This window comes from Bifidobacterium sp. LH_230 (genome assembly GCF_056357555.1).
Genome location: NZ_JBKEWJ010000005.1, coordinates 56,123 through 71,518, shown reverse-complemented (window position 1 = coordinate 71,518; position 15,396 = coordinate 56,123). Strand labels below are relative to the sequence as shown.

10 protein-coding genes and 2 tRNA genes are annotated in these 15,396 nt (G+C 61.1%); 7 read left to right on the top strand and 5 right to left on the bottom strand.

All coding sequences use genetic code 11. The features are described from left to right. Window positions 1-6: 6 nt before the first annotated feature. Complete coding sequence (gene gyrA, locus AC1A0G_RS03620) at window positions 7-2,634, top strand: DNA gyrase subunit A (RefSeq protein WP_476527586.1); 2,628 nt, start codon at window positions 7-9, stop codon at window positions 2,632-2,634. Between the two features lie 56 nt (window positions 2,635-2,690). Continuing rightward, a complete protein-coding gene (locus tag AC1A0G_RS03615) occupies window positions 2,691-3,263 on the top strand; it encodes a DUF3566 domain-containing protein (RefSeq protein WP_476527585.1) in 573 nt (190 codons plus the stop codon). Window positions 3,264-3,692: 429 nt separating this feature from the next. On the opposite strand, the gene gdhA is transcribed toward AC1A0G_RS03615, so the two are convergent. Beyond that, window positions 3,693-5,039 (bottom strand): NADP-specific glutamate dehydrogenase, encoded by a 1,347-nt coding sequence (gene gdhA / locus AC1A0G_RS03610; protein WP_476527583.1) that lies wholly within the window; start codon window positions 5,037-5,039, stop codon window positions 3,693-3,695. 336 nt (window positions 5,040-5,375) lie between these two features. On the opposite strand from gdhA, the gene AC1A0G_RS03605 reads away from it, so the two are divergent. Then, a complete protein-coding gene (locus tag AC1A0G_RS03605) occupies window positions 5,376-5,672 on the top strand; it encodes a hypothetical protein (protein WP_476527581.1) in 297 nt (98 codons plus the stop codon). A gap of 86 nt (window positions 5,673-5,758) precedes the next feature. After that, window positions 5,759-6,199, top strand: a complete 441-nt coding sequence (gene mscL, locus AC1A0G_RS03600; RefSeq protein WP_476527580.1) for a large conductance mechanosensitive channel protein MscL — start codon at window positions 5,759-5,761, stop codon at window positions 6,197-6,199. A 21-nt stretch (window positions 6,200-6,220) separates the two neighbouring features. Here mscL and AC1A0G_RS03595 read toward each other — a convergent pair whose 3' ends face one another. Next, on the bottom strand, window positions 6,221-7,174 hold the full coding sequence (locus AC1A0G_RS03595; RefSeq protein WP_476527577.1) for an aldo/keto reductase: 954 nt from the start codon (window positions 7,172-7,174) through the stop codon (window positions 6,221-6,223). Between the two features lie 278 nt (window positions 7,175-7,452). On the opposite strand from AC1A0G_RS03595, the gene AC1A0G_RS03590 reads away from it, so the two are divergent. Next, window positions 7,453-8,766 carry an ATP-binding protein gene (locus AC1A0G_RS03590; RefSeq protein WP_476527575.1) on the top strand — a complete coding sequence of 438 codons (1,314 nt, stop codon included), beginning with the start codon at window positions 7,453-7,455 and terminating at the stop codon, window positions 8,764-8,766. Between the two features lie 329 nt (window positions 8,767-9,095). Here AC1A0G_RS03590 and AC1A0G_RS03585 read toward each other — a convergent pair whose 3' ends face one another. After that, complete coding sequence (locus AC1A0G_RS03585) at window positions 9,096-10,412, bottom strand: ATP-binding protein (protein WP_476527573.1); 1,317 nt, start codon at window positions 10,410-10,412, stop codon at window positions 9,096-9,098. 519 nt (window positions 10,413-10,931) lie between these two features. Between AC1A0G_RS03585 and AC1A0G_RS03580 the strand changes: the two genes are divergently transcribed. Further along, window positions 10,932-11,603 (top strand): hypothetical protein, encoded by a 672-nt coding sequence (locus AC1A0G_RS03580; RefSeq protein ID WP_476527571.1) that lies wholly within the window; start codon window positions 10,932-10,934, stop codon window positions 11,601-11,603. A 563-nt stretch (window positions 11,604-12,166) separates the two neighbouring features. Here AC1A0G_RS03580 and AC1A0G_RS03575 read toward each other — a convergent pair. Both AC1A0G_RS03575 and AC1A0G_RS03570 read right to left on the bottom strand, forming a co-directional pair. After that, window positions 12,167-12,239 (bottom strand) — tRNA-Ala (locus tag AC1A0G_RS03575). A gap of 54 nt (window positions 12,240-12,293) precedes the next feature. Continuing rightward, a tRNA-Ile gene (locus AC1A0G_RS03570) sits at window positions 12,294-12,367 on the bottom strand. Window positions 12,368-13,007: 640 nt separating this feature from the next. Here AC1A0G_RS03570 and AC1A0G_RS03565 point away from each other — a divergent pair. Further along, on the top strand, window positions 13,008-15,353 hold the full coding sequence (locus AC1A0G_RS03565; RefSeq protein WP_476527570.1) for a beta-N-acetylhexosaminidase: 2,346 nt from the start codon (window positions 13,008-13,010) through the stop codon (window positions 15,351-15,353). Window positions 15,354-15,396 lie beyond the last annotated feature (43 nt).

Here is a 15,396-nt window from a genome sequence, read left to right as displayed (position 1 = left end):
CAATAAGTGGCAGACGAAAACAGCACCGGCGGCAACGACCTGCCGGAGCAGAACGACGAGCGGGCCGAGCACTCGCTCGAGCCTACGAGCCCGCAGGCCAGCGAGAACCTGGTCCTCGACGAGCATCGCGTGGCCCACACCGACATCCAGAAGGAGATGCGCCAGTCCTACCTCGACTACGCGATCTCCGTCATCGTCGAACGCGCCCTGCCGGACGTGCGCGACGGCATGAAGCCGGTCCACCGCCGCATCGTGTACGCGATGTACGACGGCGGCTACCGCCCGGACCGCGGCTACTCCAAGTGCGCCCGCCCGGTCGCCGACGTCATGGGCAACTACCATCCGCACGGCGACGCGGCGATCTACGACACCCTCGTGCGTATGGCCCAGCCGTGGTCGATGCGTTACACGCTCGTCGACGGCCAGGGCAACTTCGGCTCGGCCGGTGACGATCCGCCCGCGGCCATGCGTTACACCGAGTGCCGCATGATGCCGCTCGCGATGGAAATGGTGCGCGACATCGACAAGGACACCGTCGACTTCGTGCCGAACTACGACGGCCGTACGCAGGAGCCGACCGTGCTGCCCGCACGCTTCCCGAACCTGCTCGCGAACGGCTCGTCCGGCATCGCCGTCGGCATGGCGACCAACATCCCGCCGCACAACATGCGCGAGCTGGCCACCGCCGTCCACTGGACGCTCGACCATCCGCAAGCTACCCGCGAGGAGCTGCTCGACGCGCTCATCGGCATCATCAAGGGACCGGACTTCCCGACCGGCGCGACCATCCTCGGCCACAAGGGCATCGAACAGGCGTACCGCACCGGACGAGGCCTGATCACCATGCGCGCGGTCGTCAACACCGAGGAGATCAAGGGGCGCATGTGCCTCGTGGTCACCGAGCTGCCGTACCAGGTCAACCCGGACCGTCTGGCCGCGTCCATCCGCGAAGGCGTGCGCGACGGCAAGATCCAGGGCATCGCCGACATGCGCGACGAGACGTCCGGCCGCACCGGCCAGCGCCTCGTGCTCGTGCTCAAGCGCGACGCCGTGCCGAAGGTCGTGCTCAACAACCTGTACAAGCACTCGCAGCTACAGCAGACGTTCGGCGCGAACATGCTCGCGCTGGTCGACGGCGTGCCGCGCACGCTCAGCCTCGACGCGTTCATCCGCCACTGGGTGAACCACCAGCTCGAAGTCATCGAACGCCGCACCCGGTACTTGAAGCGCGAGGCCGAGGAACGCGACCACATCCTGCAGGGCCTGCTCAAGGCCATGGACGCGATCGACGAGGTCATCAGGCTGATTCGCTCCAGCCAGGGCCGCGACGACGCCCGTCCGAAGCTCATGGAGTTCCTCGACATCGACCAGGTGCAGGCCGACGCGATCCTGTCGATGCAGCTCGTGCGCCTCGCCAACATGGAGCGCCAGAAGATCATCGACGAGCACGAGGAACTGCAGCGCAAGATCGCCGACTACAACGACATCCTCGCCAAGCCGGAACGCCAGCGCAAGATCGTCGGCGACGAACTCGACGAAATCGTCGCCAAGTACGGAGACGACCGCCGCACTAAGATCCTGCCGTACTCCGGCGAGATGAACGTCGAGGACCTGATCGCCGAGGAGAACGTGGTCGTCACGGTCACGCACTCCGGCTTCATCAAGCGCACCAAGGCCGACGAATACCGCGCCCAGCACCGCGGCGGCAAGGGCATCAAGGGCGCCAAGCTGCGCGAGGACGACGTGGTGGACCACTTCTTCCTCACGTCCACGCACAACTGGCTGCTGTTCTTCACGAACAAGGGACGCGTGTACCGCATCAAGGCGTACGAGCTGCCCGAAGGCTCGCGCGACTCCAAGGGCCAGCACGTGGCGAACCTGCTGCAGTTCGGCCCCGACGAGACGATCCAGACCGTGCTGTCGATCCCGAACTACGAGGTCGCCAAGTACCTGGTGCTCGCGACCCGGTCCGGCAAGGTCAAGAAGACCGCGCTCGCCGAGTACGATTCGCCGCGACAGGGCGGCCTGATCGCCGTGCGTCTCATCGAGGACGAGAACGGCGAGACGGCCGACGAGCTGGTCGGTGCCGCGCTGTGCAACGCCGAGGACGACATCATCCTCGTGTCTCGCCTTGGCATGAGCCTCAAGTTCGCAGCCGACGACGATCAGCTGCGTCCGATGGGCCGCCAGACCGCCGGCGTGCAGGGCATGAAGTTCCGCGACGGCGACAGCCTGCTCGCGATGGATGTCGTGCCGGACGATTCCGATCAGGACCTGCTCGTGGTGACGAACGAGGGCTTCGCCAAGCGCACGGCGATTTCCGAGTACCGACTGCAGGGCCGCAACGGCTTCGGCGTGAAGGCGCTGCAGCTTGCGGAGGGGCGCGGTTCGTTGGTTGGCGCGGTGATCGTGGCCGAAGACGATCAGGTGCTCGCGATCATGAAGTCCGGCAAGGTGATCCGTTCCGACGTGGCCGAGGTCAAGCGCACCGGCCGCAATACGCAGGGCGTGACGCTGGCCAAGCCGGACAAGGGTGACGAGATCATCTCCATCGCGCGCAACGAGGAGAAGGACGACGACGCGGACGAGTCCGCGGCTGAGCCCGCGGAACCCACTGCTCCGAGCGAGCAGTAACCGTCTGCTGAGACTGGTAGTCTCGCATAAGATAACGGCTCAGACAAGGAGCAACGATGAGCGAGAACCTTGAGGACGACGGCGAGGGCATGGCCCAGCCCGTCAGCTTCGCCGCCGAGCAGGCCGAACCGGCCGCACAGCCCGCGCATGTCGGCCGCGTGGCCCGTTCCGTGATCGGCGAAAGCGGTGCGTCGAACGGCACCGCGCATGCGCCCGCATCGGTGCCGCCCGCGGACCGTCCGAAGAAGAAGCGTCGCGGCACGCCGCGCGCCCGCCGCATGAACCTGTCGATCACGCATATCAGCGCATGGTCGGCGGCCAAGGTGTCGTTCCTGCTGGGCATCGCCGGCGGCATCATCCAGATCGTCGCCGTGCTGATCGTGTGGCTGCTGCTCAACGCGGCCGGCGTGTTCGAGAAGATCACCACGATCGTCAAGTCCACCGGTCTGGACACCGGCAGCTTCGATCTGGCCAGCATCATCAGTCTGCCCACGGTGCTGAGCGCCACGACGATCTTCGCCATCGTCGAGGTCGTGATCTTCACGCTGCTCGTGACCATCCTCACGCTGCTGTACAACGTGGTCACCGCGCTCGTCGGCGGCGTGCACGTCACCCTCGGCGACGACTGACTTCGCAAACGTACGCAAGTGGCTCCCCACCATCCCGGCGGGGAGCCACTTGCGTATGACCCGACGCCTCAGCCGAGTGACGTGCCCGTATGCCCCGTATACGGAACGACCGTAACTCAACAGCAACCCGTTGCCGGTGTTGAGATACGGCCGGTATTCGGTCCGGCGGCGGCCGTATCTCAACAGGAGGTCGCTGTTTATGTTGAGATACGGTCGTTTTGGGTATGGAAAACGGCCGTATCTCAACAAGGGTTTGTGGTTCTTGTTGAGATACGGCCGTTGAGCGCTTGAGTGGGGTGCTCGGACTGGATGATCCGGACCGCCCGGGGATGGTTGTGGCGCGGCGGCCGGACGGTGATCGATCAGGTGAGATGATCGATCACCGTCCGGCGGTCTTGATGGATGACGGCCCGCCGATCGGTTGACGGCTTACAGGATGCCCTGGGCGACCATCGCGTTGGCGACCTTGACGAAGCCGGCGGCGTTCGCGCCGAGCATCAGGTCACCCTCGTGGCCGTACTCCTTCGCGGCCTTGAGCGACTCGGCCACGATGGTCTCCATGATGTTCTTGAGCTTGGCGTCGACCTCCTCGAAGGTCCAGCTCAGACGGTAGCTGTTCTGGCTCATCTCGAGGCCGGAGACGGCCACGCCGCCCGCGTTCGCGGCCTTGGCCGGGCCGTACAGCAGACCGGCGTTCTGATACACGGCGATGGCCTCCGGCGTGGACGGCATGTTCGCGCCCTCGCACACGACCTTGCAGCCGCCGGCCACGAGCGCCTTCGCGGACTCCTCGTTGATCTCGTTCTGCGTGGCGCACGGCAGCGCGATGTCGCACGGCACGGTCCACACGCCGGAGCAGCCCTCGTGGTACTCGGCGGACGGCACGCGCTCGGCGTACTCCTTGATGCGGCCGCGCTCGACCTCCTTGATCTGCTTGACGACGGCCACGTCGATGCCGTTCGGGTCATACACGTAGCCGTTGGAGTCGGACACGGTGACGACCTTCGCACCCAGCTGTTCGGCCTTCTGCGCGGCGTAGATCGCCACGTTGCCGGAGCCGGAGATCACGACCGTCTTGCCTTCGAACGAATCTCCACGCAGCACGCGCAGCGCCTCGGCGGTGTAGTAGCACACGCCGTAACCGGTCGCCTCGGTACGGGCGAGCGAGCCGCCGAACTCGAGGCCCTTGCCGGTGAGCACGCCGGAGTACTCGTCGCGGATGCGCTTGTACTGGCCGAACAGGTAGCCGATCTCGCGGCCGCCCACGTTGATGTCGCCGGCCGGAACGTCGGTGAACTGGCCGATGTGACGGCACAGTTCGGTCATGAACGCCTGGCAGAAACGCATGACCTCGGCGTCGGACTTGCCCTTCGGGTCGAAGTCGGAGCCGCCCTTGCCGCCGCCCATCGGCAGCGTGGTCAGCGAGTTCTTGAGGATCTGCTCGAAGCCGAGGAACTTGATGACGCCCTCGTTCACGGTCGGGTGGAAGCGCAGGCCGCCCTTGTACGGGCCGATCGCGGAGTTGAACTGCACGCGGTAGCCGCGGTTGACCTGCACCTTGCCGGCGTCGTCGGTCCACGCGACGCGGAACTTGACCACGCGCTCCGGCTCGACGATGCGTTCGAGCACGCCCGCCTTCTCATACTCGGGGTGCTTCTCGATCACGGGTTCGAGGGTTTCGAACACCTCGCGCACCGCCTGCAGGAACTCGGGCTGGTCTCCGTCGCGCTGCTCGACCTGGGCGTAGACGCGCTTGATGTAATCGTTGGTGAACATGGATCTCCCTTGGTTCAGTCATCAGTAAGACGGTCTCATTGTATGGTCCGCTTGCTGAGATGCACAAGGATTTTTCCAAGATTTGGCTTGCGTCTCACATTGTTACTCGTTTGCAGTATTTGCTGCAAATAATTTATTGATCGATAAACAAGCGTCTTCCCCTTGCTATTCGGCCATTTTTTACCATTCTTTGAGTAGAATTAGAGTGAAAATTTATCGCGGGGGGGGGGCTTACGTTGTAGCGTATATGCGAAGGTTCGCGTAACCTTGGCGTGCAACTCAAAAAGTAAGCTACTCGTGATGGACGAGTGTGGAAATGGCGGATGAGGCGTAACGATGGTCAGCAAGAAAGTGGTGTTTGATGCCGATCGAGTGCAGTACCTGATCGGATTGCCGGCCGTGCGATCGGCGACGGCGAATCGAATCGAATATTCGGAGGATTTCCAGCGTGACTGCATGGAGCGGTATGCGAAAGGCGATTCTCCGGTGAAGATGTTCCGCGAGGCCGGACTTGGCCCGGAGATCATCGGGTACAAGCGCATCGAGCGGTGCATCGCCCGATGGAAGGAAGCCGCAGCCAAGCGCGCGGCCGAATCCGGCGAAGCGGCTGCGCAGACCCCTGCGGCTGCGTGATGCGACGGATATGATGCCTCCTTGCGTTAGGCTTGCGATTATTCCTATCGGAACGATTGCGGCATGACGCAGGGAGGCATTGTTCGATGATCGACGGGTTCAAAAAGTTCATTTCTCGCGGCAATATGATTGACATGGCGGTCGGTGTCGTGATGGGCAGCGCGGTGACGTCCGTGGTCAATGCGATCGTCAACAGCCTGATCAATCCGTTGATCGCGATGATCTTCGGCAAGCCGAACATGGACGGTCTGCTGGCGGTCACGTTCAACGGTGCGACCGTATCGATCGGCGCGGTGCTCGGCGCGATCCTCAACTTCTTCATCATCGCGGTCGCCGTGTATTTCTTCATCCTCGTGCCGATCAACAAGTTCCGCGACATGTCGGAAGCGCTGCTGGTCAAGGCCAAGCTCAAGGAAGCCGCCGACGCCGCCGCGGCCGCGGCCGAGCAGCCTGAACCGACCCCCGAGGAGCAGACCGTCGCGCTGCTCAAGGAGATCCGCGACGAACTCGCCAAGCGCGGAGCGTGACGGCCTGCTCGAACCGGCCGATCAGATCAGCTTGTTGCCGGCCGCGCGGTACAGATCCCACCAATCCTCGCGGCTGAGGTCGATGTCGGCGCCCGCGGCCATCTGCGTGATGCGTTCGGTGTTCATCGAACCGAGCAGCGGCTGGATGCCGGCCGGGTGACGCAGCATCCACGCCACGGCGATGCCGTTCGGCGTCGAATCGTACTTCGCGGCCAGCTTGTCCAGTTCGGCGTTGAGCTCCGGGAAGTGCGCGTTGCCGACGAACGGGCCGAATTCGGTGTCGGACTGGAACGGACACCACGCCTGGATCGTCATGTGCTTGAGGCGCGAGTACGGCAGGATACCGCCCGTGCGATCGGCCGCCTCGTCGTCGTTCACGTTGAAGTGGATCTCCGCGTCGAGCGGCTGCGTGTGCATCAGGCCGAACTGCAGCTGGTTGATCTCCAGCTTCTGCTTGAGTCCGCTCTGCAGCAGTTCGATCTGCCACGGTCCCATGTTGCTCACGCCGAAATGACGCACCTTGCCGCTCGACTCGAGCTTGTCGAACGCCTCGGCCACCTCGTCCAGCTCGAACAACGTGTCGATGCGGTGCAGCAGCACGGCGTCGACGTAATCGGTGCGCAGGGCCTTGAGTTCCGCGTCGAGCGAGTCAAGCAGGTGCTTGGCAGTGAAGTCGTAGCCGCGCGCGCCGCCGTCATCGAAACGGTAGTCGATGCCGAACTTGGTCTGGATGAAGATCTTGCTGCGGTCGAGGCCGGCGTCCTGCCACGCCTGACCGAATATGCGCGAGCTGGCGTGCAGTTCATGCACGTGGAATCCGTAGATGTCCGCGGTGTCGAAATAGTCGATGCCGGACTTGGCGGCGGTTTCGACCGTGCGGGCCGCGGCGGTCGCATCGAGCGCGTCCATGCGCATCACGCCGAGCGCGACGCGCGATGCGATCATGCCGGACTGTCCGATTTCCTGAGTTTTCATATCCACTCCCCTGTGCTGATAGTCATCGGTCGGTATCTGCCAGTCGATATCTTTCGGCCGGTAATCGTCAACCGATCTCCGTCACGCTGACGATATCCGGCGATATCCGACAGTCATCAACCGTACCGGTACCGCTGGTACTGCAATCGATTCAACCCTACTGCTTCAACCACACTTGAATGCAAGTTCTGCCATATCTATGAAATCATGCCAAAAAATACATTTTTATATAGATAAAATTGTATAGAAACGCATTTTATAATAGATAAGGATGCGACATGAAAAGGAATGCACTGCCAAAACTGGTTGAATGGTCGCGTTCGCCTAGTCGTAAACCCCTGTTGCTGTACGGTGCCCGGCAAACCGGAAAAACCTGGCTGCTCAACAAACTGGCTGCAACGGCGTTCGGGAACAGCCATGTGCGTTTCGATCTGGAACGGGACGACGCGGCCCGTCAGGTATTCGAGCGGGAACTTGATCCTGTGATTCTCATTCGTCGTCTGTCCCAGATCGCGCGCACTGAGATCATTCCCGGAACCACGTTGCTGATATTGGACGAGATCCAAGCCTCGAACCGTGCTTTGGCGTCCCTGAAATACTTCTACGAGGACATGCCCCAATTGCATATTGCCGCTGCGGGCAGTTTGCTGGGCGTGGCTGTCCACCAGCAGGGATTCACCATGCCTGTCGGCAAGGTGCGAACTATAACGTTGCATCCGATGGGATTCGACGAGTTCCTGGAGGCCGTCGGCGAAGGTGCGCTCGTCGATGAGATCCGGGAATGCTATCGGCATGCGACGCCGTTCTACCTGCATGACGCGATGCTGGAGCGGTTCTGGCAGTATCTGCTGGTGGGTGGTTTGCCGGAAGCAGTTACCACATTCGTGTCATCCGGAAACTATGATGCAGTCCGTGAGATTCAGTCGGATATCGTCGACTTGTATGTTGCGGACATGGCAAAATACGCGACTCCGACGGAGACTGCGCGCATACGTGACGTATGGAACAGCATCCCCGCGCAGTTGGCGAAGGAGAATCACAAGTTCCAATACAAACTGGTGAAAAGCGGTGGGCGAGCCGCCACCTATTCGTCCGCGATCTCGTGGCTGTTATCCGCTGGACTGGTGAACCGTTGCGTAAGGGTGTCCAGCGGACAGGTGCCGCTTGCCATGCACGAGGACGAGTCCGCGTTCAAAATATACATGTCCGATACGGGACTGCTGACAGCACGGTCGGGATTGGATTCCGCGCTGGCTCTGGATGCGAACTACCGCAGACGCATCGACTTGGGCGGCATCGTGGAGAACTATGTCTCGCAGATTCTGGCTGCAAATGATATCCCCTTGCGGTACTGGACGAGCGGCAACACCGCCGAAGTAGACTTCGTCATCCAGCCGCAACGGGCGGTTTGCGGCGTGCCGATCGAAGTCAAATCATCGGACCATACCAGATCACGAAGCCTGTCCGTGTACCGCGGCAAATACGATCCGGCTGAATCGGTTCGGCTATCCACCAAGAATTTCGGTCTTGAAGACGGCATTCGCAGCGTACCGCTGTACGCCGCATTCTGCATCACGCAGGGTGATCGCTGACGGTTGCGGGGAACGATTGTGCGGCTGAGATTTGGAGGTCCGGTTCGTCTGTCGGATCGTCTGTGCGTCCGGGCTTTCCTCCGCAATCCAAAAAGCCCGGCGGTTGGGCCGGGCTTTCGGAAGAGAGAAAGGAGAAGAAGGAAGAAGGTTGTTCAGTTATGTTGTGCGGTCTTTCGGCCGTTGACTACATATAATCATCTGATTCATGGCGTCGTGTGCGAGGAGTCTGTGAGTTGTGTGGGAGTCGTGCGGCGAAGGCGTGAACGTGTGTGCGTGGATGTGCGGCAGCTGGAGAGATTGCGGCAGCTGGGTCGTGGTGCGTGATGCAGTCAGCTGTTTGCTGTGATGTCCAGCTCGCGAAGACTGTCGGCCGACCACAGCGGAAGATTGAGCAGCCATCCTTCGTCCCGGTATCCGGCCAGACTGGTCCGTACCGCCTTACGCAGCGAAAAATGATCGACTGCAGTACGCAGGCTTTTGGCGTGAAGATTCTCCTCGGCCTTGACCTCTATCGGTAGTACGGCATCCGGATGATCCACGGCGAAATCGACTTCGGATCGTCCCCGCGGCGCGCTCCAGTAATATGGCTTCAGGTCTTGGGCGACCAGCTGCTGGCATACGTACTGTTCCGTAAAGGCGCCCTTGAACTCTGTAAACAGCGCATCCCCATCCAAAATGGTCTTCGGATTGAGTCCGGACAGTGCGCCAAGCAATCCGCAATCCACGGCGAACAATTTGAACGCGGACGAGTCGGCGTAGGAAGACAACGGCGTACGGATCGCGGAAACGGCAGGGACCTTGGTCGCCGCGCCGTAATCGCACAGCCACTGGATGCTCTCTTCAAAATCCCTGGCGCGTGCACCGTCACGAAGAGCGCCGTATATGAACTTGCGGTTTTCCTTCGCGAGTTGGGAAGGCAGCGACGACCAGACCATTCGGATACGCTCCAGCATGCGCAGCGGGGCGTGCTTGGAAAAATCTGAATCGTAATCGTCGAGAATGTCCCGCTGCAGTCTGCGAACTTCCGAAAAATCATGATGATCGGCAAAATCGGCGACCGCGGCCGGCATGCCGCCCACCACTAGGTATTCCTTAAGCCATACGGTGAGCTTGTCCCGGAACGAGGCATCCAGATCGCGTATGCCGTCACGGTCAGCGAGCATATCGGCCATCATGTCCTGTCCGACGGCGCGAAGATATTCGGAAAAATCCAAGGGGTGCAACGTGAGCGTATTCACCTTGCCGACCGGATACGAGTCGCCCTCGTGCCGGGTGATGCCCATGTAGGAGCCAGTGGCGATGACATGATATTCGGGTGCGTCCTCGCAGAAGTATTTCAGTGCGATCAGCGCTCGCGGGCACTCCTGAATTTCGTCGAGAATGATGAGGGTGTCCTGTGCGATCTTGACGCCGGTTTCCAGACTGATATTGCGCACGATGCGATGGATGTCGAGATCTCCGTCGAAGAACCGGCGCGCCCGCTCGTTGTTCATGAGATCGATGCGGGCCACGTTGGCGTACCGGGTTCTTCCGAATTCCTGGGACAGCCAGGTTTTTCCGGTTTGGCGCGCGCCGCGGATGATGAGCGGCTTGCGGTTACGTGAGGTTTTCCATGCGTCAAGCTGGTGCAGTGCGGTGCGTTCCATTGCTATGGCTCTTTCCCGGATTACAATCGCGTATTGTGGGTTATATGCACATATTACGTACGTAAAATGTGGGAGTCAAACAGATTGTGCGTATGTGTCGATGTTTTTTGTGGTTTTGATCGCAACCCAAAAAGCCCGGCGGTTGGGCCGGGCTTCGGGAGAGAGAAAGGAGAAGAAGGAAGAAGGTTGTTCAGTTATGTTGTGCGGTCTTTCGGCCGTTGACTACATATAATCATCTGATTCATGGCGTCGTGTGCGAGGAGTCTGTGAGTTGCGTGGGAGTCGTGCGGCGAAGGCGTGAACGTGTGTGTGCGTGGGGGTGAGGCAGCTGGGTTGCGGTGCGTGGCAGTTAGGCTGCGCGACGCATGGTGGTCGAAGTCTGACGCGAGTTGTCCGGTTGAGATAGGTGGAGACGATCGGAACGGCCGGTCGCGAGAGCATGGCGCGGTGACGTCCGCGCGATTGACGATATTGCTGCTGCCAATCGGCAGTAGGACAGGCGGAACTGAGGCTGAGGACATGGCTGAGCATATGACCACGAAGATGACCACGGCAACCGATGAGCACCGTCCGCTGGTACTGATCGATTTCGACGGTGTGATCAACCAGTTTCCGGACGAGAAAGTGCGCCGCCGGCAGAACTCGACCGCGTGGATGAAGCCCGACGATCCTCGCATCCCCGTGTACGATCCGGCCAATTGGTTCCCGCCCGACCGCAGTCACACCGTGTGGGCCGGCAACTATCACGGCAACATCCGCATCCACTGGTCGTCGCAACTGGTCGATCGTCTGCGCGATCTCGACGCCGAGATCCTATGGCTGAGCACATGGCAGCCGTATATCGCGGCGCTGAATCTCGCGCTCGACGTGGATTGGGAGACGATCACCTGGTATGACCCGATCACTCGGGAAGGGCGGTACACCGGCAAGCGGCGTTCCGTGATCTCGCGGCTTGCGCTCGGCCGGCCGATCGTGTGGATCGATGATGAGGAGACCACATACGATGCCGGACTGGCCATTCAATCAAGCGGGCCGACCGCGCCGGTGCTCGGCGTGGGGCCGTATTCGGATATCGGCATCAGTCGTCCGCAGATGGACCTGATCGAACGGTTCGTCGCCGCGCCGCCAGCCGAGCCGACGGTACGATTCGAGGTCACCGGCAACGGCCACGAAGGCCACTGGGGCTTCTGAATTGGATTGGTCGGTTGGTTGTGCGGCTGAGGAGAATAGGCTATGGGAGTCGGGTGCTGTCTGCGGTCTTCGATTTTTGTCATGCTTTGTTGTTGCGCACGATTACATGGTGGGGTGTGACTGGATGTCGTGTCATGCTTTGGCGGAAATGGGTGGTTCTGGGCAGGTGTGACAGGCTGCTAATGTCCGCATGTGGAGTACTGTCCGGAGATCGTTGCTATTGCAAGGATCTTGAGATTATCTGTTTGTCATGCTCTGGCTGAAACCCGCTTTTTCTGTATTGCGTGACAGATTCGTTGTCACACTATCCCCGAAAATCGTTTATTCCTGTGATGTGTGCCAGCGAATCATGCCACGTCAGCCCCAAATCCTTCTTTAACTCCCGTGTGTGACAGCGTCTGATCTATTCTTATGGACGCGCGAGACCGTGTGAGACTCGGGGGTGTCCTAGCCAAGCACACGATTGGTCCTAGCTTCAGACTTGTCTGCTGATGTCTACTGAAACTGAATTGCGGCAGAAAGCAAAGACCCTTGGAATCGGCTTGATTCCAAGGGTTAAGGGGTGGAGCATGCCGGGTTCGAACCGGCGACCCTCTGCTTGCAAAGCAGATGCGCTACCAGCTGCGCCAATGCCCCAAAGCTGGGTAGTTAGAAAAAAAGAGCGGCACGCCGGCCGCTTCATTTTTCCTGTGGGCCCGGGAGGACTTGAACCTCCGACCTCATCCTTATCAGGGATGCGCTCTAACCACCTGAGCTACGGGCCCGATCCATACGCTGCAAAAGCGCACAATCGATTAGATTACCAGAGATCGTGTATGCGTCAAGCTGGATCTGCTTATCGGCGTGTCGCGCAGAATGACGCCGCTTGATATATGTTCGGATTCGCCCACTACCTCGTCATAAGTGGGTAAATCCGGACGGAAAAATCCGTAAGTGGGTGTTTGCCTACCATAAAAACTGCCAAATCATAGGTTTCATGGTAGGCAAACACCCACTTATCTGTTCGTGGTAGGTGAAAGCCCACCTATGAGAGCTGTTCATGGTAGGTATCCGCCCACTTATCGAATCGACGTCCGCAATCACCCGCTTACACCGGCCGTTTATGGTAGGCAATTGCCCACTTACGGGTTTGCGCATGGATTGTTCCGCTGGTTTACCTTGAATCTGCCGTCCGCGATGGTCCGCTTACGTATTTCTCGCGGGTTCATCGTCCGGGTTCGCCCACTTACGCAAGTCCGGCGATGGCATACAGACACTCGCCCTCAACAAACCCGGTTCACCCAGCCAAACCGCTAGACTGGTGCAGTGTTGAACAAGGCCTCCGCCGGTCCATCGAACCGCAGCGCAAAGCCGGGCATGATGTGGTGTCCCGGCCCGATGCGGCGGACGGCAGAAAGGAACGTCATGCAGTACTCCGTCGAGGGTGAATCCAAGAACTTCGAACTGATCCCGCAGCCGCAAAACGTATCGATCGAGCCGAGCGCGTACGTACTGCTGCCATATGTCGACCGTATCGTCGAAACCAAGAACGCCGGCGATGCCGGTTGCGTATTTGCGAACCAGATCGCCGACGACATCGAAGCGACGACCGGACTGCGCTGGGATGTCGCGAACAGCGATCGTTGGCAGTCATTCATCACACTGTCGATCGACAACAGTGATGCCGCAGACGATATCGCCGATGATGTCGCCGTCAGGCAGACGATAGCCGATACGACCATTGATACGACCGGCAGCAACGTCGATCATCGACAGAACCGATCTTCCGAACCTGCAGACATTCCAGCCGTCGGTCAATCCTCCCCCGCATCGCGATCCCCGCTCGCCCCGACCGCATACCGACTCACAATCTCACCAAGCGGCATCACGGTCATCGGCGGCAGCACAGCCGGCCTACGCGACGGCGTGCAGACGTTGCGCCAGATCATCCGCCAATGCGCGCCCGCACTGCCGGTGATTACGATCGCAGACCAGCCAGCGTATGCAGTGCGCGGCTACTATCTCGACGCGACGCGCGGCCGCGTCCCCACGCTCGACTGGCTGAAAACGTGGGCAGACAAACTCTGCCTCTACAAATACAACCAACTCCAGCTCTACATCGAGCACACGTTCGCATTCGACGGCCTGAGCGAAACCTGGCGCGGCGCCAGCCCGCTCAAACCCGCCGACATCATCGCCTTCGACGACTACTGCGCCGCCCGCGGCATCGAACTCGTCCCATCCGTCTCCACATTCGGCCACCACTACACCGCCCTGCGCACGCGCGAACTGCGCCGGCTCGGAGAATTCCCCGACCAGGCCGACCGTCCGTTCAGCCTCATCGAACGCATGGAACACCACACGCTCAACATCACCGAACCGGACGCGTTCGCGTTCTCGTTCAAACTCATCGACGACTATCTCGGCCTGTTCCGCACCCGCAAATTCAACATCTGCGGCGACGAAACCTTCGACCTCGGCAAAGGCCGCTCCAAGCCGGAAGCTGACCGTCGCGGCGTCGCGACCATGTACGCCGACTACGTGACGCGCCTGTGCCAGCACCTGTCCGAACAAGGCCGCGAGCCGCTATTCTGGGGCGACATCGCGATCGAACACCCCGAAATCCTCGACCGTCTGCCGCATGACGTGACCCTGCTCAACTGGCTGTATGCGCCGAACATCGACGACAACAAAGTGCGGCTCGTGGCGCAATCGGGCGCCACGCAGTACGTGTGCCCGGCCGTGTGGTGCTGGAATGCGCTGCTGCCGCGGCTCGACTGGGCGTGGAACAACATCTCGCGGCTCGCTCGGTACGGGCTCGCGTACGGCGCGGCCGGTTTCCTCGTGACCGACTGGGGCGACTTCGGGCACGTCAACGACCCGCGCATGGCGATCCCCGGCATGATCTACGGCGCACAATGCGCGTGGAATCCCGACTGGGCGACGGACGGTTGCGACGGTTGCGGGGCCGGCAACTCCGGACTCGCAGTGGACGATGACGAGTACGACAGCGGCGATCTGTCCTGCGACGCGTGCGTCGACGACGACCGCTGCATCGCGAGAGACGCCGGCGAATCCGCGCACGTCGAGCTTGACCGGCGCATCTCGATCGTCGAATACGGCGACCGCGGCGGCATGTTCGTGGCCGCGCTGCGCGACGCCTCGCGGCAGGTGACGTTCAGTTGGATGAACATCGTGCGGTATGTGGAACTTGATTACGGCGACGGATCGTTAAATACCGACGTGCGCGACTCGATCTGGACGGGGGCGGATACCGAGGCTGCGGAGCGGATTCATGCGAGCGCGACCGTGGACGAAGCGCGGCGGCATTTGCTGGCGCGGCTGGTCGATGCGGCGCAGGACGGGGCCGATGGTGGGATTCGTCGGACTGTCGCTGCGAACTCGGCTTTGCGGGCTGCGGAAGCGCGGATGGGCGCGGCGATGGCCGGTGCGGTCGGATGCGGAGTGGGCGTTGCTGGGGCTTCTCGTGCGATCGGCTCGCGTGGCCAAGCGTTGCAGTCCGTGCGCATCGCGGCCGAAGGCCAGCGGCTGTTCAACGAGCTCGGATGGTGTCTGGCCGTTCGCGCCGGCGTTCTTGACGGTGAGGCGAGTGACAGGGCGGACTTGCCCGCATATGCGCAGACCGTCACGCGTGGTTTGGAGCGCTGGTTCGAGGCGTATGCGGACGTGTGGCGTACGGTCAGCGCCGAATCGGAACTGCGGCGCATCGCCAACGTGGTCTGGCGCTGCGCCGACCTGCTGCGCGCGTAGTCCGGCACCGTGCACACTTTGCCGGACTACGTGAGTTTCCCAT